The 23,918-nt window shown below is 59.8% G+C and carries 22 protein-coding genes; 21 read left to right on the top strand and 1 reads right to left on the bottom strand.

What is annotated here, in order from left to right; genetic code table 11:
• Window positions 1–30 precede the first annotated feature (30 nt).
• From RBH71_RS09030 to RBH71_RS08995, 8 genes are all read left to right on the top strand, one after another.
• Window positions 31–930: a helix-turn-helix transcriptional regulator gene (locus RBH71_RS09030; protein WP_004431594.1), complete on the top strand. Its 900-nt coding sequence runs from the start codon at window positions 31–33 to the stop codon at window positions 928–930.
• 123 nt (window positions 931–1,053) lie between these two features.
• Entirely contained in the window at window positions 1,054–1,977 is a 924-nt protein-coding gene (locus RBH71_RS09025) for a hypothetical protein (RefSeq protein ID WP_004431592.1), read from the top strand.
• An 88-nt stretch (window positions 1,978–2,065) separates the two neighbouring features.
• Window positions 2,066–2,479: a hypothetical protein gene (locus RBH71_RS09020; RefSeq protein ID WP_035252624.1), complete on the top strand. Its 414-nt coding sequence runs from the start codon at window positions 2,066–2,068 to the stop codon at window positions 2,477–2,479.
• An 87-nt stretch (window positions 2,480–2,566) separates the two neighbouring features.
• Window positions 2,567–2,797 carry a hypothetical protein gene (locus RBH71_RS09015; protein WP_004431588.1) on the top strand — a complete coding sequence of 77 codons (231 nt, stop codon included), beginning with the start codon at window positions 2,567–2,569 and terminating at the stop codon, window positions 2,795–2,797.
• A complete protein-coding gene (locus tag RBH71_RS09010) occupies window positions 2,794–4,257 on the top strand; it encodes a TolC family protein (protein WP_004431586.1) in 1,464 nt (487 codons plus the stop codon). Before RBH71_RS09015 ends, RBH71_RS09010 begins: the two co-directional genes overlap by 4 nt.
• A 14-nt stretch (window positions 4,258–4,271) precedes the next feature.
• The gene (locus tag RBH71_RS09005) at window positions 4,272–5,621 is read left to right on the top strand and encodes a multicopper oxidase family protein (protein ID WP_004431584.1); all 1,350 of its coding nucleotides are present in this window, start codon (window positions 4,272–4,274) and stop codon (window positions 5,619–5,621) included.
• 41 nt (window positions 5,622–5,662) lie between these two features.
• Complete coding sequence (locus RBH71_RS09000; protein ID WP_004431582.1) at window positions 5,663–6,139, top strand: cupredoxin domain-containing protein; 477 nt, start codon at window positions 5,663–5,665, stop codon at window positions 6,137–6,139.
• 24 nt (window positions 6,140–6,163) lie between these two features.
• Entirely contained in the window at window positions 6,164–6,448 is a 285-nt protein-coding gene (locus tag RBH71_RS08995) for a copper-binding protein (RefSeq protein ID WP_004431579.1), read from the top strand.
• 140 nt (window positions 6,449–6,588) lie between these two features.
• Here RBH71_RS08995 and RBH71_RS08990 read toward each other — a convergent pair whose 3' ends face one another.
• A complete protein-coding gene (locus RBH71_RS08990; protein ID WP_004431576.1) occupies window positions 6,589–7,374 on the bottom strand; it encodes a phosphatase PAP2 family protein in 786 nt (261 codons plus the stop codon).
• A gap of 170 nt (window positions 7,375–7,544) precedes the next feature.
• On the opposite strand from RBH71_RS08990, the gene RBH71_RS08985 reads away from it, so the two are divergent.
• The 13 genes from RBH71_RS08985 (at window position 7,545) to RBH71_RS08925 (ending at window position 23,904) form a co-directional block, all read left to right on the top strand.
• Complete coding sequence (locus RBH71_RS08985) at window positions 7,545–8,243, top strand: response regulator (protein ID WP_004431575.1); 699 nt, start codon at window positions 7,545–7,547, stop codon at window positions 8,241–8,243.
• A complete protein-coding gene (locus RBH71_RS08980; RefSeq protein ID WP_323687254.1) occupies window positions 8,240–9,397 on the top strand; it encodes an ATP-binding protein in 1,158 nt (385 codons plus the stop codon). Before RBH71_RS08985 ends, RBH71_RS08980 begins: the two co-directional genes overlap by 4 nt.
• Window positions 9,398–9,717: 320 nt before the next feature.
• Window positions 9,718–10,746 carry a ketopantoate reductase family protein gene (locus tag RBH71_RS08975; protein WP_004431571.1) on the top strand — a complete coding sequence of 343 codons (1,029 nt, stop codon included), beginning with the start codon at window positions 9,718–9,720 and terminating at the stop codon, window positions 10,744–10,746.
• Between the two features lie 48 nt (window positions 10,747–10,794).
• Complete coding sequence (locus RBH71_RS08970) at window positions 10,795–11,373, top strand: TetR/AcrR family transcriptional regulator (protein WP_004431568.1); 579 nt, start codon at window positions 10,795–10,797, stop codon at window positions 11,371–11,373.
• A complete protein-coding gene (locus tag RBH71_RS08965; protein ID WP_004431567.1) occupies window positions 11,370–11,972 on the top strand; it encodes a 2-hydroxychromene-2-carboxylate isomerase in 603 nt (200 codons plus the stop codon). The genes RBH71_RS08970 and RBH71_RS08965 overlap by 4 nt, the downstream gene beginning before the upstream one ends.
• A gap of 121 nt (window positions 11,973–12,093) precedes the next feature.
• Window positions 12,094–13,500, top strand: a complete 1,407-nt coding sequence (locus tag RBH71_RS08960; RefSeq protein ID WP_004431566.1) for an FAD-binding oxidoreductase — start codon at window positions 12,094–12,096, stop codon at window positions 13,498–13,500.
• 18 nt (window positions 13,501–13,518) lie between these two features.
• A complete protein-coding gene (locus RBH71_RS08955; RefSeq protein ID WP_003518075.1) occupies window positions 13,519–15,813 on the top strand; it encodes a molybdopterin guanine dinucleotide-containing S/N-oxide reductase in 2,295 nt (764 codons plus the stop codon).
• Between the two features lie 461 nt (window positions 15,814–16,274).
• Window positions 16,275–17,924: an ABC transporter substrate-binding protein gene (locus RBH71_RS08950; RefSeq protein ID WP_323687253.1), complete on the top strand. Its 1,650-nt coding sequence runs from the start codon at window positions 16,275–16,277 to the stop codon at window positions 17,922–17,924.
• Between the two features lie 37 nt (window positions 17,925–17,961).
• Complete coding sequence (locus tag RBH71_RS08945; protein ID WP_003518071.1) at window positions 17,962–18,969, top strand: ABC transporter permease; 1,008 nt, start codon at window positions 17,962–17,964, stop codon at window positions 18,967–18,969.
• Window positions 18,966–19,814: an ABC transporter permease gene (locus RBH71_RS08940; RefSeq protein WP_003518068.1), complete on the top strand. Its 849-nt coding sequence runs from the start codon at window positions 18,966–18,968 to the stop codon at window positions 19,812–19,814. The genes RBH71_RS08945 and RBH71_RS08940 overlap by 4 nt, the downstream gene beginning before the upstream one ends.
• The gene (locus tag RBH71_RS08935; RefSeq protein WP_003518066.1) at window positions 19,793–21,532 is read left to right on the top strand and encodes a dipeptide ABC transporter ATP-binding protein; all 1,740 of its coding nucleotides are present in this window, start codon (window positions 19,793–19,795) and stop codon (window positions 21,530–21,532) included. The genes RBH71_RS08940 and RBH71_RS08935 overlap by 22 nt, the downstream gene beginning before the upstream one ends.
• Entirely contained in the window at window positions 21,529–22,608 is a 1,080-nt protein-coding gene (locus RBH71_RS08930) for an LLM class flavin-dependent oxidoreductase (protein ID WP_003518065.1), read from the top strand. Before RBH71_RS08935 ends, RBH71_RS08930 begins: the two co-directional genes overlap by 4 nt.
• A gap of 192 nt (window positions 22,609–22,800) precedes the next feature.
• A complete protein-coding gene (locus RBH71_RS08925) occupies window positions 22,801–23,904 on the top strand; it encodes an LLM class flavin-dependent oxidoreductase (RefSeq protein WP_003518064.1) in 1,104 nt (367 codons plus the stop codon).
• Window positions 23,905–23,918: the final 14 nt, after the last annotated feature.

Raw genomic sequence — 23,918 nt, 5'->3', positions numbered from 1 at the left:
CCCGAGCACCGCTTCGACCAATGGCGCGAAGTGCGCGGCAAAAGCCTGTTTGGCGTAACGATCGAGCTTGCGCCGGATCGCCGCCGGGCCTTCAGCGGGTCTTTTCAGGCGCGCTCTGTCGCAGGCGCCGTCGTAAGCGAAATGCGCGCTTCCTCATACCGGGTCAACCGCACGGAAGCCGATATTGCCCGCATTGCCGGCGACAGCCTCTGCATTGGCTTGCAGGTGAAGGGTTCGGGGTTGCTGCATGCCGGTCGAGACAGGATCCATGCCGTCAGCGGCGGTGATTTCACCATCAACTATTCGGACTTGCCCTATGACGCGATACCCGGCGGTGAGGCGGATTTTCACTACAAGATGCTCAAGATCCCTGTCGACGACGAAGTCATGCTTGGCCGACCGGCTGATGACTTGTTTGCCACGCGTTACGCCGACAATACCGCCTTCTCCCGGCCGTTCCGGGCGCTCTTCAACGCGCTGAACGCCGAACGCGGCAGGCTCATCGATCCCGTGCGCGATGTGACGCATATCGCCCGATTAGCCATGACGGCGCGTGGACGGCTTTCGCCTGCAATGCCGGAAGTGCGCGCCGCACTCCGCACCGGGCTTTGTTATGCGGCCCAGGACATCATGATGCGCAAAAAGTCCTGGCAGAACCTCACGCCTGCCGCAGTGGCAAAGGAACTGGGCATTTCGCTTCGGCAACTGCACGTCGTTTTCGAAGGCGCGGAGCTGTCTTTTTCCCGCACGCTCGCCTCCATGCGGATCGAGGAAGCGCGACGCCTGCTGCTGGAATCTCCCGCCTTGCCAATCACGCAGGTCGCGTATGGCTGCGGCTTCGACAGTCTTCCAACCTTTTACCGGGTGTTCAGCGGCACCTATGGCATGACGCCCGGCGAAGCCCGCGCCACGGGCATGCCGACGGCCTAAAAGTGTCACCTCTGCGCGCAATGAGAAGACGCCTCATCCCGACCCCTGTAAGGCCGATGGATCATCCAATCCTCATTACACTCCGCAAGGAGGGTGGTGCCGGCAATTCGAGGAGCGCTGCCCATGACCAATTTTTTCGATTTCGCGATCTCCGGGTTGCCGGACGCCTCTACCGTTGGCCGCAGGCTACCACCCAGCGAAATCGACCGGTTGCTTCAAACGGGTGCTTTCGCGGCAGCACTACGGCTGCTGGCGGGAAGTTTCATCACCCTCTACGAAGGTTCACCCGACATGACCGCGCTTTTCGCCACGCGCCAGAGCCGGCTTCTTTGCCACGCGCTGTTGGCGCTCTATTTTCAAAAGCGCAAGACCAGAACGGACGAACCCGCCCTGACGCGGGAAGATTTCGGCCAACTCGCGCTCCAACACGGCCTTGCAAGCCATGATGTCGCCTATGCCTTCTTCAAAGAGGCGCTGAAACGCGGCCTGACGAGACCGGCGCACCAAGCCGGCGAAAAGCCGGCCGATGGCGTGGTGCCTTCACCGTCCACCCTGGCGATGCTTGCCCAATGGTACGACGTGCATTTTCAGGCGCTGGACCTCATCGATGAGGGGTTCAGGGCCTCTCGGTTCATCGAGCGGTCCGAAACCATGCTCGCACACATCCATCCCCGCGTGGCGCAGGCGCTGCTTTCCAATCCGGAGGTACGTTGCCCGGGCCCGCTGTCCATCATCTTCAACTGGTTCGACGCGGGCGGGCTGCTGATGGACCGCCTGATCGCCGGGATCGACTGGGAAAAGCCGACAGAACAGGGCAGACACCTGACGGATGTGAAAACAGCATCGCAACTGGCGGCATCGCTCTCCCTTTCCCGAATCCATGTCAGGCGCAAGCTTGGCGCGGCCGAACTGATCGGCGGCATCGGCTGGAGCGGACGGAAGGGGCGTTCCGCTCTCTGGATCTCCACGGGCTTTTACGAGGAATATGCCCGCATGCAGGCACGTAAACTCCTCATTCTCGACGATGCCTTTATGGAGACAATGTAAGGTTTAAGAACCGGCAGACGTGCTATTTATTGATGGTTATGAGCGATATCCATTGACAAACTTCAGGACTGCGGCTCTTCTACAGGGCATGCGTGGGATGTTGCGAACATCGAAATTGACGGCACTGCTGTTTCGACTGGTGATGATATTGTCACTGGCGGGATACAGCGTTTCCACCGTCAATGCCGCAATGCATGGTCCCGATACCGCGGAAATGCAGACCACCCAATCCGCCATGATGATGGATCATGGCGCGATGATGGACCATGGCGGTTCGGCCATGATGTCCAGCGACCACCATAATATGGATACGGCAGACCACGACAGCGGCGTCAAAAAGCCCGTGAAGCCGGAATGCTGCAACGATTTCTGTCTCGGCATGGCGGTACTGATTGCGCATGACGCCCTTGGCGGACCAGTCGTCAATTCCATCCGTTCCTTCCTTGACGACAGCAAGACCGTGGGCCAGATCCCGCTGCTTCACCGTCCACCGAATATCTGAACAGGCAAAGCCCGTCTCTCGGGCAATGATCGTGCGTGAACGGCTTTAGCGCCGTCGCGCCGTTGCATCTCCTGTTCGGAAATTACCATGAACCCTATCTACATCGTGGTTGCAGCGCCCCTTTTGCTGGGCGGCTGCACAGCCACATCCTCGATGAACGAGGCCGCCTCGTATGAAGACGCGGCAAACCCGTCGCTCGGCGTCACCCCTCTGCGTTATCAGACACCGGTAACAGGTTACTCGCACCGTGCTCCGGTGGACCCGAAGCCCTGGCGTAATCAGAACGATGCGCAGGCTCCGAAAGGAGACGCATCATGACGCTACGCGTGATCAAACTCACGGCCGTCCTTTCCGTCCCGCTCGTTCTTGGCGGCTGCGTCACGGCCACCGACTACACCTCGAAGAACGCAGGCTTCACCACCGTTTCGGCCAGGGCGACCGAGGCGACAGGAAAGCAGACTGTCTGGATACAGAACCGGGCCGAGGCGCAGGCAACCGCAACCCGCGTCAAATCGCTGATGTCAGCGAAAACAATCGATGTCGAGACGGCGGTTCAGGTCGCGCTCCTCAACAACAAGGGCCTTCAGGCGGCCTATGCCGATCTGGGTGAATCGGCCGCAACCGCCTGGCAATCGACCATGCTGGTCAATCCGAGGGTCGGCATCGGATTGACGGGGATCGGCACTCCGGGGCTCCGGGCCTACAAGGCGATCGAGGGTGTGATCGTCACCAATATTCTGGCACTGGCCACGCTCAAACAGAATGTCGAGATTGCCGATACCGGCTTCCGAAAGGCGCAGCTCGCAGCCGCGCTGAAGACGTTGCAATTGGCGGCAGATACCCGCCGCGCCTGGATCACGGCGGTTGCTGCCTGGGAAAATGTCGGCCAGCTGGCGCAGGCCCAGACAGCCGCGGATGCCGCCTCGGAACTTGCGAGGAAGCTTGGCGAAGCAGGCTCGCTGAACAAGGAAGGCCAGGCTCGCGAGCAGGTCTTCTATGCCGAACTGACCGGCCAGATCGCCAAGGCGCGGCTTGAAGCCCGGCTTGCGAAGGAGGAACTGACAAGGCTGATGGGCCTGTGGGGCGCGGACATAGACTACTCCATCCCCAACCGCCTGCCCCAGCTTCCAAAGGATCTGGCCAAACGTGAGATGATCGAGGCTGAGGCGCTGCAGCGCCGGGTGGATTTGCAGATGGCGAAGCTCGATCTGGAATCGACCGCCCGGTCGTTCAAACTCACAGAAGCCACCCGATACGTCACCGATCTAGAACTTCGTTCCGGCTTCGAGACCGAACGCGAACTTGAAGACGGCGAAAAACACAAACAGACGACGGGCAATGCCGAGCTGGAATTCGTCATTCCGATCTTCGATTCCGGTCGGGCAAGAATGCGGGAATCCGAACTCGCCTATATGCGCGCAGCAAACCTGCTGGCCGAAAAAGCGGTCAATATCCGCTCCGAAGCCCGCTCCGCCTATCAGGCCTATCGCTCGAACTACGACATCGCCCGGCACTATCGCAACAGCGTGGTGCCGCTGCGGACCAAGATCGAGGAGGAGTCGCTGCTGACCTATAACGGCATGCTCACCAACACCTTCGAACTGCTCGCCGACAGCCGCGAAAAGGTCAATTCGAACCTGCTCGCCATCAATGCCAAACGTGACTTCTGGCTCGCGGAAGCCGGCCTTGCGCCCGCCATCTACGGCGGTGGCGCGGGTACGGCAGGCGCGGAGACCGAAGTTGCCGCCACTGGTGGCGGCAGCGGTGGCGGACACTGAGAGAGGAAACGACCATGTTCAATAGAAGAAACTTTCTGGGCGTCGGCGCCGCAATGGTCTCCACGGCGGCCTGGGCAAAGACATCGAATAGCAGCCTGCCGGAAGCTGCCGTGATGGAAACGGCAGCAACGCAAGCCCCCGTCAAGCCCACTACCGGTCCCGATTACAATCCGGTCGTCACCCTCAACGGCTGGACCCTGCCTTTCCGGATGAACAATGGCGTCAAGGAATTCCACCTTGTCGCCGAGCCAGTGGAACGCGAGATGGCGGAGGGCATGACCGCCCGCCTCTGGGGCTATAACGGCCAGTCACCCGGCCCGACCATCGAGGCCGTAGAAGGCGACCGGGTGCGGATTTTCGTGACCAACAAGCTGCCGGAACATACAACGGTCCACTGGCACGGCATGATCCTGCCATCAGGCATGGACGGTGTCGGCGGCCTGTCGCAACCGCATATCCCCGTTGGCAAGACCTTCGTCTACGAGTTCGATCTCGTGAAGTCCGGCACCTTCATGTACCACCCGCATTCAGACGAGATGGTGCAGATGGCGATGGGCATGATGGGCTTTTTCGTGGTCCATCCAAAGGACCCGACCTTCATGCCTGTTGATCGCGACTTCGTGTTCCTGATCAACGCCTTCGACATCAATCCCGGCTCCTACGTTCCGAAAATCATGACCATGACGGACTTCAATCTGTGGTCATGGAACAGCCGGGTATTTCCGGGCATCGATCCGCTGGTGGTCTCCAAGGACGACCGGGTGCGTGTCAGGGTCGGCAACCTGACCATGACCAACCACCCGATCCACATGCACGGCTATGATTTCGAGGTGACGTGCACGGATGGCGGCTGGGTGCGGCCCGAGGCCCGGTGGCCGGAGGTCAGCATCGACATCCCCGTCGGCGCCATGCGGGCCTATGAATTCGACGCCAAATATGTCGGCGACTGGGCGATCCATTGCCACAAGTCGCACCACACGATGAATGCGATGGGACACGATGTCCCAACCTTCATCGGCGTCGACAAGAAGACCGTCACCGAAAAGATCCGCAAGGTGCGGCCGGAATACATGCCGATGGGTACAGCCGGCATGGCCGATATGGGCGCGATGGAGATGGAAATCCCTGAGAACACCGTTCCCATGATGACCGGCTGGGGTCCGCACGGCCCCATCGAAATGGGCGGCATGTTCTCCGTGGTGAAGGTCCGCGAAGGCATTTCCGCGGGCGATTACTCAGATCCCGGCTGGTACCAAAACCCGCCCGGTACCCAGGCCTGGGAATGGACCGGCGACGTGCCGGATACCGAAAAGACCAATGATCCGAAAACACAGATCACGCCGAAACCGATGAAACACGGCTGATCGTGCAGACCATATCCCCACCAGAACCAAGGAAAAATTCGATGACCAGACTGAAACTTGCACTGCTTCTCACCGCTCTTGCCACACCCGCCTTCGCATCGGGCACCCACGGCGGCGGCCATGAAGCGATGGCGATCGGCGAACCCGGCGACAAATCCAAGGTAACCCAGACCATACAGGTCACCATGAAGGAAACGCCTGATGGCAAGATGCTGTTCACGCCCGCCAAGTTCGAATTCAAGAAGGGCAAGACCGTTCGCTTTGCCGTGAAGAATGTCGGCGAGCTGGACCATGAATTCATTCTCGACGAACAGAGCGCAAATCTGGAGCACAAGGCCGCCATGGCAAAGGCCCCGGAGATGGAACACGACAATCCGAACGCAATCAGCCTTGCGCCGGGCGAAAGTGGCGAAATTATCTGGAAATTCACCAATGACGGCATGTTCGAATTCGCCTGCCTGAAGCCCGGACATTACGAGGCCGGCATGCGCGGCGATCTCAAAGTTTCGGCCAAGTAACCAATCGAAAAAAGGAATCTGACCATGAAGACGATCGTTAAAATTACCCTTGCAGCCGCTCTGTTGCTTACAGCCCCCTTTGGCGCATTCGCACAGGAATTCACCAAGGGTACGGTGAAGAAGGTCGACGCTACCGCCAAGAAAGTCACCATCATTCATGAGGAACTGAAGAACCTCGACATGCCCGCCATGACGATGGTGTTCCGCGTCAAGGACGATGCCCTGCTCGCCAAGCTCAAGGAAGGCGCGAACATCGAGTTCATTGCCGAACGTGCGGATGGCAAGCTGGTCGTAGCCCAGGTGAAATAAGGCAGTCCTCGTCTGCACATGCCCGTACCAGACCACAGGCACGGGCATGTGCGATTTGAGCAGGCGGCGGACGAACCCCGAACACAAATTTATTGCTCAGGGCATGACCTTTGTTCGGCGCTATGCCGTATTCCCATGAATTAGCGCAGAAACGCAGTGTCGATTGTGTCCGCATGCTTCGTGAACAGCCGATGCAGTGAGAGGAACACGGCGAGCATCAGTGGCCATGCAATCAGGACATCGGAGAGAAAATGTGCGCCCATAGCTGCCCTGTTTAGGGAGCAAAGCACGATGAACGGCATCAAGATCGCCGTGGCGCTCAGGCGGAATTTTTCCGGCAGGAAGATGATGAACGCCAGCAGGGCGATTGCGGACGCGCTTTCGCCGGACGGAAAGGAGCAGTTGCGCGAACAGCTGCCATCGAGGGAAAGAACGGGCGTAAAAAACAAATCTGCCCCGAATTCACTGATATGCCGCGGTCTGGCACGTCCGAACAGGTTTTTCAGCACATGCACGGTCGCACCCGGCCCAAGCGCATAAAAGGTGAGAACAAGTAGCAGTTTGTGAGGGCGGATGGCACGCCGCACGCCGGAGACAAATGGCGTTGCAAGGAGCAGGCAGACAAGCGTGGACAATAAAATGGCGGGAAGTGCGCGGTTCAGATCGCGGACGGAAATCAAGAATTGATCCTCGCCAAGACGAAAACCATCTGTCCAGAACCAGCGACTGGCGTCAAGATCGATATCCGGCCTGACAGTGAAGAAGACCATCATTGCAAGCGTGGTCGAAAGCGCGAGCAGAGATGGGCTGCCGGAAACCCATGCGAAAGTCTGGCGCGCCGTGGGGATGACGGCAAAGCGGAACTTCGGCTTTTCGGGCCGGCCTGGCCATTTCTGTTCGGTCTTATGGGAGAGATACTGGTGCATGGCCAGCTTTCTTCCGTAGAAATGTCAAGGTTCTGCGGAGGAAGTCCCAAGACTGAGAGGAAAAGCGTGCCTGCCGCATCTATCTCGTGAGACGGCTCTTGCCCGGCGCTTTGCGTCGGCTTAGCGTCCCGGCAATAAAGCGGTAATATCAGTAAGTTCGTAAGGTCAGCATGGACAAAGGTCTCATTCTCATCGTCGAAGACGACCCCGACATCATGCAGATTCTGGACGCCTATCTCATTCGTGACGGATACAGAACCGTTAGAGCCGGGGATGGCGAGACGGCCATGACGCATTTCTCCATGCTGCGGCCGGATCTCATTCTTCTCGACATCGGGCTACCGAAGCTCGATGGCATCGATGTGCTGACACGCATCCGGCGGGAGCGTGATACGCCGATCATCATGGTCACCGCCCTTGCCGAAGATATGGACAAGCTGACCGGTCTGCGCCTGGGTGCCGACGACTACATCGTCAAACCTTTCAACCCGCAGGAAATGGTCGCCCGGGTAAATGCCGTTCTAAAACGCTCGCGTCAGCCAACTGGCGGAGGGATCCTGCGTTTCGGCGCCATCGAAATAGATACCGAAGCTTACATCGCGGCTGTTTGCAGCGATGCGGGACGAACCGTTCTGCCGTTGACGCTCAGCGAATTCAGAATTCTTGCCCATATGACGCGTCGCCCCACCTATGCCTTTCAGCGGGCCGATCTTCTGGATGCCTGCCTGCCGGAAAGCGATGCGCTGGCACGCACGGTCGATACGCACATCGCCAATCTGCGTAAAAAACTGACGGATCACGGTGCTGGCGGTTATCTGGTGTCGGTGCGCAGCATCGGCTACCGACTTGCCAGGGAGCAGACATCATGAGGTTCCGGCGGCTCCGCCTGCGCACGATGACGGCGATCACAATCACCACAATGCTCATCTTTGCGGTTGCGTTGGTCTATTTCGGCGTTTCCTGGTATTCGGACACCATTGAGGAGCGCATCCTTGCCCAACTGTCGCCTGATGCCGCCAAGGCTTTCTCGGATATTGACCGGGGCGTGATGCCGGATCAGCGCCAGCTTCAGGCCCTTATCGAGGTTTTACCGGGCCTGGAGGACCAGGCAGATAGCGAACTTCTCAAATCGGTGTTCCTCTTCGGATTGCTCGGTGTCTTCCTGTGCAGCTTGCTTGGTTATTTCATCTCCCGGCGCATTGCAGCACCTCTCGGCGAACTTGCCGACGCGGCGCGGCGCATGGCGACGGGCGACTTCAGCGGAGGCGCAAAGATCAAGGCGAGCCGCATCGCCGAAGTCGGATTTCTGGTCGACAGTTTCGAGACTTTGACGCAGGAGCTTCAGATGATGGAGCGCCGGTTGAAGTTCAACACCATGGCGGTAGCCCACGAGCTGCGCACCCCGCTGACCATCCTGCAAGGCCGTTTACACGGCATTGCCGATGACGTCTTTCCGCTCGACAAGCAGGCCATTCGCCACCTAATCGGCCATGTGGAAGGACTTGCGCGTCTCGTCGACGATCTGCGGACGCTTTCGCTGGCAGAAACCAACAGTCTCGTTACGGAGATGCGGCCACTCGATCTCGCTACCGAATGCGCGGCCGTGGCGGAGGCGGCACGGCCTCTTCTCGAAGAGGCAGGAATTAGTCTCGATATGTCGCTGCAGACGGCTCCAATTAGCGGCGACCCTCAACGCCTTCAACAGCTACTGCTCATCCTGATGGATAATGTACGCCGCTATGCGGCGAGCGGGAAGAGCCTCTTCTGCTCGACCGGAGTCCGGGAAGGACGTCCCTTCATAACAATCGAAGACAAGGGGCCGGGTTTTCCCCCCGGCATCGAGGCACACGGCATCGAACTCTTCTGGCGCACAGAGCCGTCGCGTGCACGTAAGACCGGTGGCACCGGCCTCGGCCTGTCGATTGCTCGAGCGATCGCAAGCGCGCATGACAGCGATTTGCAGATAGATCCGCGACAAGACGGCGGAACCGTCGTCACGGTTCTCTTCAAGGCGGCCTCCTGAAAAATCCCGGCGAGTTGATGCTCTCCCATGCGCGCTGACGGTGTGCTTCGTTGGGGCTTATTCCAGGGTTTCACCGCGCCAGGACTGCTGTCGGGAATAAGGTGATCGCAAATTTTCCCTACGCCGAATTATTTTCTATAAAATAGATAGAAAAAGAACGACCTGTCTTTCTTGAGGCGCTCCTCATGCCTAGTTTAGCTGTCATCATTGGTCGCCGTCAGGGAGGACCGATGTTGAGCGAAATCCCGTATCGATCCAGCAAACTGCACCGCTGCAATTGATACTGGCGCATTATCGGCCCGGTAGAATTGGAGGAAAAGGTGACACGATACGTTATCATTGGCGCAGGCGCGGTTGGCGCAAGCCTTGCCGCACAGTTCGAGCTTTCCGGCATCAAATATGCTCTGGTCGGACGCGGCGCACAAATTGCCTCCATCATTGAACAGGGGCTGAGCTACCAACGCCCCTCAGGCACGCAGCAAATAAGGCTGAACGCCTTCGACGTATCCGCTCCGCCGGACCTGGCGCCCGACGATATCCTGCTGCTGACCGTCAAAACGCAGGATGCGGCAGCCACTCTGGCAGACTGGTCATGGCGACAGGTATCCGGCGTGGAAGGTCTAACAGCCACGCAGTTGCCGGTGGTTACCTTTCAGAACGGTCTGGCGACGGAAGCGCTGGCGCTCAGGACCTTCGCCAATGTCTACGGCGCCAGTATTCTGACCCCTGCCCGGTTTACACAAACCGGCGCGGTTGCGGCGGCCGGCAATCCGCAGGTCGGCGTGGTCACGATCGGGCGCTTCCCGGCCGGTTCCGATGAAACGGCGAAGGAGATTGCCGCAGACCTCACACGCGCCAATTATCTTGCGGAAACCAGCAGCGATATCCGCCGCTGGAAATCGGCAAAACTGCTTCATAACGTCCGCAACGCGCTGGATCTGTTCGACGGAGAAGACGATCTGCGAGCATCGATTGCCGAAGCGCTGGTCAATGAAGCCCGCCAGACGCTTGAGATAGCAGGCTACAATCTCGCCTCTCCCTCTGAACGGGCTGTCGATATTTCAGGCTGGAGCATCGCTCAAAACAGCGGCATTCAGCCCGGCCAGCAATCGACCTGGCAGAGCTTTGCCCGGGGCGCTTCCAGCGAGGTCGACTTTCTCAACGGTGAGATTGTGCTGCTCGGCCGTCTGCATAACGTCGCGACACCGTATAACGAGGCTATCCAGTCTCTTGGCGGCAGGCTGGCGCATCAGGGCGGCTTCTCGAAGGCGGTGCCGCTTGACGCGATCCTTTCTTTTGTCGGGCAGCTCCACGAGCGCGACAAAACCGGTCTCGCCGCCGCGCAATGATGCGTGCGACCCGTTCTTCCCATGAAACCACCAAGCTGAAGCGATAAAATGAGAGAAGCCATTCCAGACCAGATTCTCACCGCCGCCGGCGCGCTGTTTTATACCGAAGGTATCCGGGCGGTCGGTATCGACCGCATCATCGAAGAAGCGAAGGTCGCAAAAGCTACTCTCTATCGGCATTTTCCGTCCAAGGATCATCTTGTCGCGGCCTATCTTCAGGATCGCCACGATCGTGTCATTCGCTCGCTGAAGGATGTTCTGACGGCGACGATTGATCCAAGGGACCAGCTGCAGGTGATTTTCGAGCGGCTTTACGAGAAGGCCGACAGCCCTGAATTCAGGGGCTGCGCCTTTGCACTCGCGGTTGCCGAACACGGCGATTCCGAACGCGTCGTCACCGTAGCTCGAACCCACAAAAGAATGGTGCGGGATATTTTCGAGACCGTCATGTCTAAAGCGGGGGTGCGACTGGATCAGGCCGCCTCCCACCTTTCGCTTCTTTACGAAGGCGCACTTGCCACGGTCGCGGTCGGGCGCGATCCGCATGCCGTACTCATCGCCCGGGACTGTGCGCTCTCGGTGTTCGATCTCGCCACCGGCAAGATATCCTCAGGAGACAAGATATGACCAAGACCATCGACTACTTCTTCGGCATCGGCTCCCCCTGGGCCTTTCTCGGCCTGGAGCCTTTCGCCGCGCTCGCCGCCGAGCACAACGCCACGATACGGCCCTATGTCATCCCGCTGATCGAGGATAATGGCGCCATCTACTCACGCAACCGTCCGGAAGCGCGCCGCGCCTATTGGACGAAGGATTTGAAGCGATGGGCGGCGTTGCGCGGCAAGTCCCTTAACTTCGACAATCGCGCCGCCCTTTCCGATCCCACGCCGGCCGGCTTCATGGTCATTGCCGCGATCGATGCGCGCGAGGACTGGTTGAGGCTGACCAAGGCGCTTCAGGAAGCTTTCTGGGAAGGAGGCCAAGATATTGGCAATGCCGAAGTTCGCCGCGCAATCGCTGACAAAGCTGGTTTCGACGGTGCGGCGCTGGACGAACGCGGCGGAAGCGATGCCGTGGAAGACATCCGGAAAGCCAATTATGAGGCCGCAAAGGCAGCCGGTGTGTTCGGGCTTCCGACATTCCGCTACGAGGACGAACTGTATTGGGGACAGGACAGCCTGCCTTTCCTCGAACGTCATCTCAAGGGCGAAAAACTGGCCGCCTGATCCCAGCCGAAAACCGGGTGACTGTCACGCCGTGGCCGCAACCCGGCCATGGCTCTCTCCAGACCATTCCCGTGGAGTTTCTCATGTCTCTTTTCCCGCCCTCTTCGCGCGGAGTATCGCGATGAGCGCACTGCCTCCCGCTCTCTCGAACGCTTTGCGCAACCGTTTCGGCGAGCGTTTTTCCACCGCGCAGGCATTGCGGGAACAACACGGCCGTGGCGAATCCCACCATACGCCGGCGATCCCCGATGCCGTCGTTTTCGCCGAGAGCACGGATGATGTGGCGGAAACCGTGCGGCTTTGCGCCGCTGAAGGTGTTCCCGTCATCGCCTTCGGCACCGGCACTTCGCTCGAAGGCCATCTAACGGCAGTGCGTGGCGGTGTCTCGGTCGATCTGTCGCGCATGTCGAAAATCGTCCGCATCAGCGCCGAGGATCTCGATTGCACGGTGGAGGCCGGGGTCACGCGCGAGCAACTGAACACACATCTGCGCGACATGGGCCTGTTCTTTCCGATCGATCCTGGCGCCAATGCGTCTATCGGCGGCATGGCCGCAACCCGCGCTTCCGGCACAAACGCCGTGCGTTACGGCACAATGCGAGAAAACGTGCTGTCGCTGACAGTCGTCTTGCCCAACGGCCAGGTCATCCGCACCGGCGGGCGGGCGCGTAAATCATCAGCAGGTTATGACCTAACGCGGCTGTTCGTCGGCTCCGAGGGGACGCTCGGCATCATCACGGAAGTGACGTTGCGACTCTACGGAATTCCCGAAACCATCTCAGCTGCACTTTGCTCCTTCGAAAGCGTCGAACAGGCTGTTGCGGCAGCCATTACGGTCGTGCAGCTCGGCATTCCAGTTGCGAGAATGGAATTAATGGACCGTGGCCTGATCGAGGCCGTCAACGCCTATTCCAGTCTTTCCCTCAAGGTCGAGGACACGCTCGCCTTCGAGTTCCACGGCTCGCCTGCTGGCGTGAAGGAGCAGGTCGAGATGGTCGCTGCCATAGTGGAAGATAATGGCGGCAGGGATTTCGAATGGGCGAATGCGCCGGAGGACCGCAACCGCCTGTGGAAGGCGCGCCACAACGCGTTTTACGCCGTGGTCTCGCAGCGCCTGAACGCCAAGGGCTGGTCTTCCGATGTCTGCGTGCCGGTATCCGAGTTGAGCGGCTGCATCGTCAGGACCCGGGAATTGCTACGCGACTGCAGCGTGCCCGCCGCCATTCTCGGCCATGTCGGCGATGGCAACTATCATGTGGTCTTCGCCGTAGATCCTGCAAATCAAACCGAACTCGACGAGGTGGCGGCAATCAACAAGAAGATGGTGCAGCACGCCATCTCGGTTGGCGGCACTTCCACCGGCGAGCATGGGGTTGGCACCGGCAAGATCGCTTATCTGCGGCAGGAACACGGCGACGCGGTGGACCTCATGGCGATCATCAAAAAAGCCATAGATCCGGCTGACATCATGAACCCGGGCAAGATCCTGCCGAGCCAAGACTTGCCCAGCCGCCGAGAAACGCTTTGACCGTGCGGGATTTCGCAGATGGATAATTACAAGACCCACAGCTCCCACTGGGGCGCCTTTTCCGGCAGCTACCGGAATGGCAAGCTCGATATCCGTCCACATCCGGACGATCCACACCCCTCGCCCTTGCTCGCCAATCTGCCGGCAATCGCCGATAGCGCCGCGCGCATCCGGCGTCCGGCGGTCAGGCGCGGCTGGCTGGAGGGAAAACCGGGCAACGCGCAGATACGCGGGGCGGACGACTATGTGGAGGTCGATTGGCCGCAGGCGGCGGACCTCGTCGCGAAGGAGCTTCAAAGGGTTTACGGCGATTACGGCCCACAGGCCGTGTTCGGCGGCTCCTACGGCTGGTCGAGCGCCGGACGTTTCCATCACGCGCAAAGCCAGGTCCACCGTTTTCTGAACACGCTTGGCGGATATGTGCGCTCCGTCAACACCTATAGTTCAGGCGCGGCGATGGTCATCATTCCGCATGTGCTCGGACCCTACGATCATTTCGACCGCAAGAGCGTTACCTGGGATGCAATCGAGCGCAGCAGCGAATTGATCGTCGCCTTCGGCGGCATGGCGATAAAGAATACGGACGTGCATGGCGGCGGCAACAGCGTGCATATCGTGCCACAGAAGCTGAATGGCGCACGCGCACGCGGCGCGCGATTCGTGCTGATCAGCCCGCTAAAAGACGATTTTCCGAAAGACCTCAATGCGGAGTGGCTGCCGGTCATACCCGGTACCGATGTCGCGCTGATGCTCGGACTTGCGCATGTTCTCGTCACCGAGGGCCTGCACGATCGGGCGTTTCTTGACCGCTATGCCGTCGGCTATCAGCGTTTCGAAGACTACCTGCTCGGCCGGACCGATGGTGTGGCGAAAAGCCCCGAATGGGCTTCCGGGCTCTGCGGCATCGGCACGGAAACTATTAGGGAACTCGCCCGCACCATGGCGCGCGCGAGAACATTGATCACTGTCAGCCATTCGCTTCAGCGCGCCGATTATGGTGAGCAACCCGTCTGGCTAGGGATCGTTCTTGCCGCCATGCTCGGTCAGATTGGCCTCGACGGCGGCGGATATTCCTATTCCCTCGGCGCTTTGGGCAATGTCGGCAAGAACCTGCTGGCCGTTCCCCTGCCGACACTTAACCAGTTCAAAAACCCGGTCGCGGATTTCATTCCGGTCGCGCGCATCGCCGACATGCTGCTCAATCCTGGTGGGGAATTTCACTATAACGGCCAGAGGATGCACTATCCCGATATCCGCTTGGTTTACTGGGCGGGTGGTAACCCGTTCCACCACCATCAGGATATCAACCGACTACGGGCAGCGTTCAGACGGCCCGAGACCATCATCGTGCACGAAACCGCATGGACATCATCTGCGCGGCATGCCGATGTCGTGCTGCCGGCGACGACAACTCTGGAGCGCGACGACATTGGCGCCGCCGACCGCGATCCTCTGATGATCGCGATGAAAAAGCTGATCGAACCGGTTGGTGAGGCGCGCGACGACTACGAAATCTTCTCCGAGATCGCGCGCCGGCTCGACAAATTCGAAACCTTCACCGAAGGCCGCAGCAGCCGGGAATGGCTTGCCTTCCTCTATGAAACAACGCGTGGGGCGCTTGCCGCCGGTGGGTACGAGGCTCCCGATTTCGAAACGTTCTGGGAACGTGGAGAGATAGGTCTGCCGCTCAAGCCGGATGACGGAGGGCCTGCGCGTGCCTTCCGTGATGATCCCATAGCCTTCCCTCTGAAGACACCATCCGGTAAAATCGAAATCTTCTCCGAGACGATCGAGGGTTTCGGCTATGACGATTGCGGCGGCCATCCGCAATGGTATCCCGGCAGGACGAAACCGGAAGACGAAGCGCTCTATCCGCTGCATCTGGTCTGCAATCAGCCGCATCAGCGTCTGCACAGCCAGCTCGACTATGGCGCCTTCAGCCGCTCCACCAAGATTAAGGGCCGGGAACCCGTGCGCATCAACCCCGAAGATGCAGCCCGCCGGGGCATTGCCGATGGCGATATCATCAGGCTGTTCAACAGTCGTGGCAGCTGCCTCGCCGCAGCCGTCCTGAGCACGGATGTGCGCAACGGCGTGATGCAGCTGGCAACTGGTGCGTGGTTCGAACCGCATGACCGGCATGCAGAGCAAGCGATGTGCATTCACGGCAATCCGAACATCCTGACGCGCGACATCGGCACCTCGAAACTGGCGCAGGGATCGACCGGTCAGATTACCAGAGTGGAGGTGGAACGTTTTGCCGGTGAGGCGCCTCCGGTGCGGATTTTCGAAAAGATGACATTTGCAAAATAAGTGAGGGACGGGTGTTCCGGCACTACCTGAAAAATCGCACCGCCAACGTATTTCGGGCGTCGGAAAAGCTGATCCTACCACCTTCGGAAACCGCGGCAAAATAATCCATTAATTCGATAGAAAAAGAACAACTGGTCTTTCTCCTTCTGGCCACCCTGCTACGTTAGACATCAAGAACCGAATTTCAAAACAAGGGACCGCGTCATGACCGCACGATGTATCAGCAAGCACGGCCTGCGATCGAACGAGCCGTCAATGGCTGAAAGTAACGGCTAAGCCGTAACATCGGTCGGACCTTCCAAGAGGTAACGCAGGCACATTTTTCCCGATTTCAGGACATTGAAACCACCGGCAAGGCTGTCGTGTGAAGCCTTTCGTGTGCCCGCAAAAGATCAGCCAGAGCGGCGATAGTTCCTGAAATCACAAAGACAAGAAACAACGCAACCAATCAGGATTTCTTAATGACGATACGTTCTTCGCTTTTTTCCTTCTCCCGTCGGGGTCTGCTGACCACCACTCTCGCAGGGGCAATCGCGCTTCTAACGACGATGGGGCCTGCTCCGGTTGAGGCAGCCGATACCCCACGCAATGGCGGCGACATTACCTTCCTCATCGATTCTCTCGGCGACACCTGGATCCCGAACAACAGCGCCATTTCCAGCTTTCAGGGCCATATCTGGGGCCATGTCGCCGACAAGCTGCTTTATGTCGATGCCGACGGTAAGGTCAGCCCCTGGCTTGCCGAGCGCTGGGAGCAGAACGACAATGCCACCGAATTCACGCTTCACCTCAAAAACGGCGTGACCTTCTCCGATGGCACACCGCTGGATGCAGCGGCGGTCGTCGCCAATCTCGACATCTGGTATGCCGGACGCAAGAGCGAAGGCATCAACCCGATCGGTCTTTTCCCCAAGACCTACGACCATGCTGAAGCGGTGGACGCATCCACGGTGAAGGTCTTCTTCAAGAAGCCGACGCTCGGCTTTATTCCGACGCTCGGTTACCACGGCTCGATCCTGATCTCGCCGAAGACCATCGCCCAGCCCGCCACCCAGCAGGCCGATCTCAGCAAGACTTCCGGCAGCGGCCCCTATGTGGTCGGATCCTGGAAGGAGGGAGATTACGTCAAGCTGGTCAAGCGCAAGGACTACAATTGGGGTCCTGCCGCCGTTGGCCACACCGGCCCGGCCTTCCTCGATTCCATCACCTATAAGCTGGTGTCGGAACCGTCGTTGCGTGTCGCCTCGGTCCAGTCCGGCCAGGCCGATGTCGCCTATAATGCTTCGCCGCAGGAACTGAAGTCGCTGCACGAAGAGGGCTTTACCGTCGCAACGCCGCGTTATCTCGGCTTCGTCAACGGCTGGGCGGTCAACACCAAGCTTCCGCCCTATGATGATGTGAAGGTTCGCCAGGCACTTCAGGCCGGTGTAAATCGTCAGGAAATCATCGACACCGTCTATACGCCGGACTGGAAGCTCGCCACGTCCTTCATCCAGAGCAACGTGCCGGGCGCGACCGACCACAGCGCACTTCTCGCTTACGATCCCGCCAAGGCCGAAAAGCTGCTCGACGAGGCGGGCTGGGTCAAGGGCGCCGATGGTATCCGGACCAAAGACGGCAAACCGCTGTCGCTGACGATCCACTCCAATCCCTATCTCGCGACATCCAAGTCGGTCGATGAACTCATTGCCCAGCAACTCGGCAAGCTCGGTTGGAAAGTCGCTATCCGCGCTTACGACGTCGTGACCTTTGGTGAAAAGGTCAAATTCGGCGGTGCGGCCATCCCGACCTATGAGGTGACGCGCAGCTTCATCGATGCAGGCACCGTCGCCAGCATTCTCACCAACGCCAACAATGGCGAGAACTGGTTCGCCCTTGACGACCGCGACGCGACGCTCAACGGATTGCGCGACAAGATCGCCGGCGCCGGCTCTGTCGACGAGCGCAGCCCGCTTCTCGATGAGCTGCAGAAATATGTGCTTGAGCAGGGCTATTTCATTCCGCGAACGCAGATCGTGCAGAGGATCTACGTGCAGTCCCCGAAGCTGAAGGGCGAAGTGTATAACGGCGTGGCTTATGCCAGCTACTATACCGCCTCCATCAGCGACTGATGCGCACAACAGGGCAACGTTGAAGGAGGTCACCGGCATGAGCAATGCCTACCTAACCTACGCCGCAAAGCGGCTTGGCCAGGCGGTCGTCGTCATACTGCTGGCCTACGTCTTCACCTTCGTGGTCGTCAGCATCCTGCCTGGCGACCCGATCACCAGCGTGCTCAGGAACCCGCAAAACGGGTTCACCGAGCAGGAGATCGCGGAAATCATCGCCGCGCAGGGCCTCGACAGACCGGTTCTCGTGCAGCTGTGGTCGTCCCTGTCGGGGTTTCTGACTGGTGATCTGGGCATGTCGATGCGCTCCAACCGGCCGGTGGCGACCCTCATCGCTGAAGTGCTGCCATCGACACTGATCCTTGCATCCACGGGACTTGCCGTCGCCTTGATTCTCGCAATGGCCGTTGCTTACGGAACCCAGGTGGTACCAAAGCGCTACGGCCAGGGATTGCTACGAGCTTTCCCATCGCTGTTTCTCTCGACACCTAATTTTGTGATTGGCCTGATACTGATCCATCTCTTCGGCTTTCAGCTGCGCCTCTTCCGCGTTATCGAACCAGATAGCTTCTGGGCAACGGTGTTTGCCGCAATCACAATCGGAATTCCTTTCTCTGCGCAAATCGCCGAGGTACTTATAGCGAACCTCGACAGGGAGGCAGAACAGGAATACGCGGCCGTCGCCCGCAGCCGCGGCATCGGACAGGCGCGGCTGTTTGCACAGCATCTGCTCAAGCCTGCTTCGTTGCCCGTCGTCACCGTGATCGCCATCACCGTCGGTGAACTGCTTGGCAATTCACTGATCACCGAGTCTGTCTTTGGGCGAACCGGTCTCGGCAGCCTGGTGCAGCGCTCCGTGAGCACGCAGGACCTGCCCGTCCTGCAAGCGATCGTTTCGCTGGGAGCCGTGGTGTTCGTGCTCGTCAACCTGATTGCCGATCTTCTTTATCCCCTGCTCGATCCACGCGTGCAAATTCTCGGCGCGCGAAAGCCTCGCTTGGCCATTACAGAGGATTCCTCCACCACCACCAAGGCGGTGACACCATGACTTTCGCCTCGAACGCTTCCCTGCCGGGTGCGACCCCTGCAAACAGGCTGACAGGCCTGCGGATACCGCTGACCGTCGCCTTGTCCTTCGCCATTATCGCGCTCGTCGTCGCCTGGTCACTGGCGCCCGGCCTGTTTACCAGTCACAGCCCGGTCGTCGGGGTGCCGACGGACAAATTGCTCGGCCCAAGTCTTGCGCATTGGTTCGGCACCGACCACCTTGGCCGCGATGTCTACGCACGCGTCGTTTATGGCACGTCCTCTTCCGTCTCCAGCGCGCTCGTCGCGGTCGTCATCGGCGTCTTCGCTGGCGGTCTCATCGGGCTTCTTGCGGGCTTTCTCGGCGGCTGGGTCGATATCACACTTGCCCGGCTGGTCGATGTTCTCTTGGCAATTCCAAAGTTTCTGCTGGCGGTGATCGTGGTCACCGCCATCGGTTTCGAGACCATCAATGCCGCCATCGCCACCGGCGTCTCCGCCGTGGCGGTCTTTGCCCGCGTCACGCGTGCGGAGGTCATCAAGACCAGACAGGCGACATTCGTGGAGGCTTCGTACCTGCTCGGCGGCTCGCGCTGGTTCATCCTTCTGCGCCATGTTCTGCCCAACGCGTCACGCTCGGTGCTGCCGCTTGCCGTGTTGCAGTTCGGCGAGTCGATCCTCGTGATCGCAAGCCTTGCCTTTCTCGGATACGGCGACCCGCCGCCCGCCTCCGACTGGGGCCTGCTGATCTCGATCGGCAAGGATTACCTCAAATGGCCGTGGCTCGTATACGCCCCCGCCTTCGTCACAATCGCGACCGTCCTCTCTGTAAACAGGATCAGCCGATGGCTACGCAAGACAGACTGACCACCACTATCGCCCGCCCCGTTACCTTTGCGGCCAGACCGCAGCCGCAGCAGGCTCCTGTCCCGCTTCTCCGGGTCAACGATCTTTCGGTTGCCTATGGAGGCCAGGAGGTCGTCAGCAATGTCGGTTTCGAACTCGGCCGTGGCAAGAGCCTTGCCCTCATTGGCGAGTCCGGTTCCGGCAAATCGACAATCGCCCGCGCGGTCCTTCGGCTTTTGCCAAGCGGGGGACATGCCACCGGCCACGTCACCTTTGGTGATCAGGAGATATTGGGACTGCCAGAGCGCAACTTCCGACCGCTGCGGGGACGCGCCATCGGCTTTGTCCCGCAGGATCCAGGCAATTCGCTCAATCCGGTGCGGACAATCGGCGCGCAGGCCATGGAGGCGGCCGCACTTCTCGACGAGCCTGACAAGGCGATCCGCAAGGCCCTCATTCTCGAGACCTTCGCGCAGGTGGGATTGGAAAACCCGGGTGTTGTCTACGAGTCCTACCCGCACCAATTATCCGGCGGCATGTTGCAGCGGGTGCTCATAGGCCTTGCGGTTCTGCCGCGCCCGTCACTTCTGGTCGCAGACGAGCCAACGTCTGCGCTCGATGTGACGATCCAGAAGCGGATCCTCGATCTGCTCTCGCGGTTGCAGCACGAGCTGGATATCAGCCTGCTCCTCATCACACACGATCTGGCGATCGCCGCCGAACGGGCGGATTCGCTGGTAGTCCTGAAGGGTGGCAAGGTTCAGGAAGCCGGAAGCACCGCATCGGTGTTTTCCGCACCGGCCTCTGCCTATGCAAGGAAGCTGCATGCGGACGTGCCGGCACTCAATCCGGATCGCTACGCCCGGCTGCGCGATCCGGGTTTCCGTCTGCTGAAGGCAGAGTCCACCACGACGCCAAAGATCGCGGTCAATGCCGTCACCAAGAATTTCAGGGTCGGCGACAGGGTGCTGACGGCGGTCAACAACGTCTCCTTCAACGTGCCTGCAGGTACCACCCATGCGCTGGTTGGCGAGTCCGGCTCTGGCAAGACGACAACCATTCGGCTGCTGCTTGGCCTCGAGGAACCCGACACCGGCACAATATCGGTAGCCGGCGAAGAATTGACCGGCCGCTCCCGCACGTCGCTGCGTGCAACCTGGCGCCATCTTCAGTTCGTCTACCAGAACCCGTTTACCTCGCTTGATCCCACCTGGAGTGTCGAACAGCTGGTGCGCGAGCCGCTTGATCGTTTCAAGATCGGAACCCGTGCGGAACGGCTCGAAACTGTTCGTGAGGCTTTGGCCAATGTGGGCTTGAGCGAACACCTTCTCAACCGCAAGCCGACGGCCCTTTCGGGTGGCCAGCGCCAGCGCGTTGCCATTGCAAGGGCGCTGGTTCTCCGACCGGATGTGATCGTGCTCGACGAGCCGACCTCCGCACTTGATGTCAGCGTCCAGGCAGACATCGTCGATGTGCTGCTCTCGCTGCAGGCGAAGCTCGGCCTGACCTATGTTTTCGTCTCCCATGATCTGGCACTGGTACGCCAGCTCGCCCACACCGTTTCGGTGATGCAGCGCGGGCGTATCGTCGAACATGGAACGGTCGTCGATATCTTCGACAATCCGCAGCACCCCTATACCGCGTCGCTGCTGGAATCGATCCCATCCGGTGCCGCAACCATCGCCCGTGCGCCACAGCCGCTGCCCCGGCGGGTTCACGATAAGGAAAAGATCGCATGACCATCGCTGCACCCATCGATACTGCGTCCACGTCTTTCCACCCCAAACAGCGGCTCGGCTTCAATACCCGCGTATCTTTCAGCGACGATGCCGGGCCGGCGCAGGGGCTGCGTGAGGGTATCGAGCTGTTCAAGGCTGCCGAAAAACTGGGCTACCAGTCCGGCTGGGCCTATCAGCGGCATTTCGATCACTATCTGTCCTCGCCACTTCCGTTCTTCGCCGCTGCCGGCCAGCATACCCGGCATATTACGCTCGGTTCTGCGGTCATCCCCATGCGCTATCAGGATCCGATCCTGCTTGCCGAGGCGGCCGGCACGACCGATCTTTTGATTGATGGGCGACTGGAACTTGCCATTTCGACCGGCGCAAACGCCGCCTTTGACGCGGTATTCGGCACGGTCGACACCGATGCCCGCACAGAGGCCAGGCGTCGTCAGGCCCGCTTCCTCTCGGCAATCGCTGGCGATGTCCTGCACCGTGTCGAAGGCGGCCAATCCAACCCGGAGGGCACGGCACTGCGTGTCACGCCGCATAGCCCGACACTGCGTTCGCGCATCCGGCAGGGTGCAGCAAGCATTGCTTCGGCTGTGCAGGCGGCGGAACTCGGCATCGGCCTTATCTCGGGAACCGTCCAGCACGATCAGGCAGAAGGCGAGAGCTTCGGGGAATATCAGGCCCGCATCATCGAGGCCTTCCGTTCCACATGGCGCAAGACATGGACAACGGAACCGCCGCCGGTCGCCGTCGCCGCCTCCATCCTGGTTGGCACCACGGCCGAGCTTCGCGAAAAATACGCCGCCTATGATCTGGAGCGGCGTACCAAGGGTATTGCCGCGTCTCGCCCCAAAGGCGCTCTCGAACAGGCAGCCCAGCCAGCGGGGTTTCAAATTTCGCCCGTTTTTCAGGGCACGCCCGATCAGGTGCTGGAATCGGTATTCAACGATCCGGGCCTTGCAGCAGCCGATGAGGTCGTGCTGTTTTTGCCGCCTGCCTTCGGTCTCGCCGAAAACATACAACTGCTGACCGATCTGGCGGACACGGTGGCTCCGAGCCTGGGCTGGTCGCCCACCTTGTAACCGTTAGGGCACCGAGCGATTGCCACTTCGTGGCAGCGACTTGAAGACGGAAACGCGGCGGCGGTTGCTGGTCCTATATCGAAGGCCGTCGCAGGGAATATTTTCTACATATTCGATAGAAAAAGAAAGACCTGTCTTCCTCGCTCATGCGCCGCGCCCTAACATGCTTGCATTGAACCTGAAGGAGCGCCCATGTCCGCGGAATTTATCAGCGTAAGCTTTCCCAATGCATCGAACGATCTAAACCCCGTTCCAGACGCACCTGTGGATCCTGTTTTTCTGGAGCGCTATGCCCGCGCCCTTGATGATTACGGTTTCAACTATACGCTGATCCCTTACTCCTCATCGTCTTTCGATCCTTTCACGCTGGGCGCCACGGTGCTCGCGCACACGAAAAACATCAAGATCATCGTCGCCCTGCGGCCGAACACGGTTTATCCCACAGTTGCGGCCAAGTCGCTCGCGACGCTCGATCAGTTGAGTGGTGGACGTGTCGTGGTGCACTTCATTGCCGGCGGCAGCGATGAAGAACAGGCGCGTGAAGGCGACTTCCTCAACAAGGAAGAACGCTATGAGCGCCAGGAGGAATATATCCGCATCCTGCGCCTGGCCTGGACCTCGAAAGAGCCCTTCGACTTCGACGGAAAATATTACCAGTTCAAGCAATTCCGCAGCGCGGTGCGGCCCACAAACGGGCTTATTCCGATTTCGCTCGGTGGCTCCTCGGACGCCGCCTATCGCATCGGTGGTTCGCTCTGCGATATCTTCGGCCTGTGGGGAGAGCCGCTTGCCGAAACCAAGCAGCAGATCGAGCGGGTCTATGCGGAAGCCGCAAAGGCGGGCCGCACGGATCGCCCCCGGATCTGGGTCACATTCCGGCCAATCGTCGCCGAGACGGATGAGCTTGCCTGGGAAAAGGCTCACAGAACTCTGGATCGGTTGAACGAGAACCGCCAGAAAGGTGTAACACGCGCACCGCTCAACGCGCCGCGCCCGGCCAATGTCGGTTCGCAACGGCTTCTGGAAATCGCCGCACGCGGCGATGTGCATGATCGCGCCCTCTGGTATCCGACGGTCACCGCCACCAATGCCAGCGGCGCCACCACTGCGCTGGTCGGTTCGCCACGCACCATTGCGGATTCCATCCTCGACTACATCGATCTTGGCGCTGACCTGATCTCGATCCGCGGCTACGACAATTACAACGACGCGGTGGATTATGGCCGCTACATCCTGCCGCTTGTCCGCGAAGGCATTCGCGAACGGGAAGATGCGAAGAAAAAGACCGCTGCATGATGCCGCGATCCGGC

It is taken from the genome of Rhizobium sp. AN68, from assembly GCF_030758035.1.
Classification (GTDB): domain Bacteria; phylum Pseudomonadota; class Alphaproteobacteria; order Rhizobiales; family Rhizobiaceae; genus Agrobacterium; species Agrobacterium tumefaciens.
Note: the sequence above shows the minus strand (reverse complement) of the source record. Positions and strands in the feature narration are given on the sequence as shown.

Coding starts and splice junctions, on each gene's coding strand:
- RBH71_RS08955 (WP_003518075.1), top strand. CDS start 13,519: ATGGATAATTACAAGACCCACAGCTCCCACTGGGGCGCCTTTTCCGGC.
- RBH71_RS08980 (WP_323687254.1), top strand. CDS start 8,240: ATGAGGTTCCGGCGGCTCCGCCTGCGCACGATGACGGCGATCACAATC.
- RBH71_RS08970 (WP_004431568.1), top strand. CDS start 10,795: ATGAGAGAAGCCATTCCAGACCAGATTCTCACCGCCGCCGGCGCGCTG.
- RBH71_RS08985 (WP_004431575.1), top strand. CDS start 7,545: ATGGACAAAGGTCTCATTCTCATCGTCGAAGACGACCCCGACATCATG.
- RBH71_RS08950 (WP_323687253.1), top strand. CDS start 16,275: ATGACGATACGTTCTTCGCTTTTTTCCTTCTCCCGTCGGGGTCTGCTG.
- RBH71_RS09005 (WP_004431584.1), top strand. CDS start 4,272: ATGTTCAATAGAAGAAACTTTCTGGGCGTCGGCGCCGCAATGGTCTCC.
- RBH71_RS08990 (WP_004431576.1), bottom strand. CDS start 7,374: ATGCACCAGTATCTCTCCCATAAGACCGAACAGAAATGGCCAGGCCGG.
- RBH71_RS09020 (WP_035252624.1), top strand. CDS start 2,066: ATGCGTGGGATGTTGCGAACATCGAAATTGACGGCACTGCTGTTTCGA.
- RBH71_RS08960 (WP_004431566.1), top strand. CDS start 12,094: ATGAGCGCACTGCCTCCCGCTCTCTCGAACGCTTTGCGCAACCGTTTC.
- RBH71_RS09000 (WP_004431582.1), top strand. CDS start 5,663: ATGACCAGACTGAAACTTGCACTGCTTCTCACCGCTCTTGCCACACCC.
- RBH71_RS08940 (WP_003518068.1), top strand. CDS start 18,966: ATGACTTTCGCCTCGAACGCTTCCCTGCCGGGTGCGACCCCTGCAAAC.
- RBH71_RS09015 (WP_004431588.1), top strand. CDS start 2,567: ATGAACCCTATCTACATCGTGGTTGCAGCGCCCCTTTTGCTGGGCGGC.
- RBH71_RS08945 (WP_003518071.1), top strand. CDS start 17,962: ATGAGCAATGCCTACCTAACCTACGCCGCAAAGCGGCTTGGCCAGGCG.
- RBH71_RS08995 (WP_004431579.1), top strand. CDS start 6,164: ATGAAGACGATCGTTAAAATTACCCTTGCAGCCGCTCTGTTGCTTACA.
- RBH71_RS08930 (WP_003518065.1), top strand. CDS start 21,529: ATGACCATCGCTGCACCCATCGATACTGCGTCCACGTCTTTCCACCCC.
- RBH71_RS08935 (WP_003518066.1), top strand. CDS start 19,793: ATGGCTACGCAAGACAGACTGACCACCACTATCGCCCGCCCCGTTACC.
- RBH71_RS09010 (WP_004431586.1), top strand. CDS start 2,794: ATGACGCTACGCGTGATCAAACTCACGGCCGTCCTTTCCGTCCCGCTC.
- RBH71_RS09025 (WP_004431592.1), top strand. CDS start 1,054: ATGACCAATTTTTTCGATTTCGCGATCTCCGGGTTGCCGGACGCCTCT.
- RBH71_RS08965 (WP_004431567.1), top strand. CDS start 11,370: ATGACCAAGACCATCGACTACTTCTTCGGCATCGGCTCCCCCTGGGCC.
- RBH71_RS08925 (WP_003518064.1), top strand. CDS start 22,801: ATGTCCGCGGAATTTATCAGCGTAAGCTTTCCCAATGCATCGAACGAT.